Origin of the sequence: Rhodococcus sp. KRD175, assembly GCF_017168275.1 — a bacterium.
In the GTDB taxonomy this organism is placed as follows: Bacteria; Actinomycetota; Actinomycetes; order Mycobacteriales; family Mycobacteriaceae; genus Rhodococcoides; species Rhodococcoides fascians.
Map to the genome: position 1 here is coordinate 181,481 of NZ_JABFAQ010000003.1, position 2,691 is coordinate 184,171.

The window sequence follows — 2,691 nt, forward strand, 5'->3', positions numbered from 1 at the left end:
TGTACAGCAAACGGGTGATCGCCCAGCGACTCCCCGTCCAACGCGAAGACCTGATGCTCGGCGGACTCGCGCGCAACTGACCGATCCTTCGGTCGTTGTGCACACAACAGCAACCGGTTTGCTCAGAGAAGGGAACATCAGCGATGACCATGACAGACCGCCCGCCCGGAGCACATACTACGCAGCCACCACACGCATACCTGGGAGCAACGGACTTCCTCGACATCGAGCACGAATCCGTGCGGGCGTTCACCGCCGCGGCAATCGGAGATGCGAGCAGCGACCGTGACAAGGCCAGACGCCTCTTCGCCGCCGTCCGCGACCGAATCTGGTACGACCCATACACCGTGTCGGACGATCCGGCCCACTATCGAGCGAGCTTCGTCCTCGAGGCCGGGCGCGCTTACTGCGTCCCGAAGGCGGTGCTGTTGACCGCAGTGTGCCGGGCGGCGGGTATCCCAGCACTGCTCGGCTTCGCCGACGTCCGAAATCACCTGCAGACCGAGACGTTGCGCACGCTGATGGGCGGCACCGACCTGTTCGTCTACCACGGCTACAGTCGCCTCTACATCGAGGGCCGGTGGTTGAAGGCCACGCCGGCATTCAATGTCGAGTTGTGCGCTCGTTTCGGCGTGCCGCCAGTGGAATTCGACGGCGATCGCGCTGTTCGTCTACCACGGCTACAGTCGCCTCTACATCGAGGGCCGGTGGTTGAAGGCCACGCCGGCATTCAATGTCGAGTTGTGCGCTCGTTTCGGCGTGCCGCCAGTGGAATTCGACGGCGATCGCGATGCTCTCATGCATGCCTTCACCGCAGACGGAGCCCAGCACATGGAGTATGTCCGCGAGCGAGGAGTCTTCGACGACCTACCCTTGAACGCGATCTTGACGGTGCTTCGGCACGCCTACGGCCCCACGATCTTCACGGGCGCTCACCCACTCGATGATGTTTTCACCGGCCGCACCCGGCCGGACGAAACTCCCGGGGATCGAAACCTTCCGCGGGAGTCTCGATGAACACAAGCGGTGAGAACATACGCGCCGAACCCCGTATCGCGGCCGACTGCCGATCGGTCGGAGCTCTCTCCGCGAACAATCGCGATCGTGAACACTCGGACCGCCTCGGACACCTTCGAATCGGGTGAGCCGATACCTGCTGGCAGAGCTGTGCCACATGACTGTCTCGTCGCCGCGGCCGTGGTAAGGCCGACACCGGAAGTTGCACCGAACAGACGAGACTCGCTCTGCCGCTGGAATTGCGGCTGCGGGCGATGAACGACCGATCCGAACGCCTCCCCGGGCACGAGACGACGCGCGATACCCATATCCCTCTCCCGTGTGCGCAGCCGCTACCGCGAGAGCGGGCCGACAGGCGTCTACCGATGTCTCTCATCTATGCAAGGAGCGCAGCAGATGACAAACAACGCACCTCACACCCCCGCCAGGACCGTGGCGATCACAGGTGGAGCTCGCGGCATCGGCTATCAGACAGCGAAGGAGTTGATTCGACGAGGCCACCGGGTCGCCATCGGCGACATCGACGAGGCACGTGCGAAGGAGGCCGCCGCCGAACTCGGGGTGAAGGTCGTCACCCGACTCGACGTCACCGAACCTGACTCGTTCACAACGTTTCTGGACCTGGTCGAACGTGAACTCGGACCCCTCGACATCCTGATCAACAACGCGGGCATCATGCCTACCGGCCACGCCCACGAAGAGGACGATGCAGTAACCCGGCGTCAAGTCGAGATCAACGTCCTGGGTGTCATCTTCGGGACCAAACTGGCTCTTCAGCGCATGCTGCCGCGCCGCACCGGACACATCATCAACACTGCGTCATTGGCCGGCGAGCTCGCGGTACCTGGTTTGGCGACCTACTGCGCTACCAAGTTCGCAGTCATCGGATTCACAGAGGCCGCACGACTGGAGTACCGCAAGTCAGGGGTTCGACTGTCCACAGTCCGCCCGACGTTCACCAACACCGAACTCGTCGCCGGAACCGCCGGCGCAAAGGGATTACGCAACGCCGAGCCGGAGGATTGTCCTACCTGCGATCGGACGACCTGGTCCCACCGATGTACCTGGTCGGCCGCGGTGCCGACTTCGAGATCGACTTACCGCGCAGGCTCGGCGGACAAGTCGAGGTTCTCACGACCGACGATCCCGGTGAGGGATGGTCATGGGTTCGCGACGACATCGATGCGGGAAGACCCAGTCTGGTCTGGGCCGATATCGCTGAGCTGCCCTACTTACGGGTGAAACTGCAGATGAGTCGCCACGACATCGTGGTGATCGGCTACGACGAGATCGGGGGGACTGCCTCGGTCGTCGACAACGATCGGGCCGACGTGCAGAAGATCCCGCTCGACGCGCTGGCTCGGGCGCGATCTTCCACCTCGTTCCCGCAACCGACACGTCACTGCACGTACCGAATCACGTGGCCGCAGACACTGCCGCCCGTGTCGACTGCCGCGGCCGCGGCCTTCGCCCGATCCGCCGCCAGCATGCACGCCCCATCGACACCGGGAATAGCCGACCACATACCAGCAGCCGGTGCCGACGGTTTGGCCGCGGTCGACCAGCTGGCAACCGACGTCAAGAGCTGGGTCGACCTTCCGCCCGATGACCTCGAGACGCTGCTGTTCAGTCTCGGTATCTTCATCGAAAAGGCCGGAACCGGAGGCGGGCTCT

Annotated in this window: 1 protein-coding gene and 3 pseudogenes; all 4 read left to right on the forward strand. The window is 63.7% G+C overall.

All coding sequences use genetic code 11. From position 1 onward, the window contains the following. Positions 1-143: 143 nt before the first annotated feature. Positions 144-647 (forward strand): annotated as a pseudogene (locus J1M81_RS04225) (transglutaminase family protein); the annotation flags it as partial. A gap of 127 nt (positions 648-774) precedes the next feature. Continuing rightward, a pseudogene (locus J1M81_RS04230) lies at positions 775-1,017 on the forward strand (transglutaminase); the annotation flags it as partial. A gap of 396 nt (positions 1,018-1,413) precedes the next feature. After that, positions 1,414-2,040, forward strand: a pseudogene (locus J1M81_RS04235) (SDR family oxidoreductase); the annotation flags it as partial. A gap of 35 nt (positions 2,041-2,075) precedes the next feature. Further along, positions 2,076-2,691, forward strand: a 616-nt coding sequence (locus J1M81_RS04240; protein WP_241257696.1) for a BtrH N-terminal domain-containing protein, incomplete at its 3' end; no start/stop codon positions are given.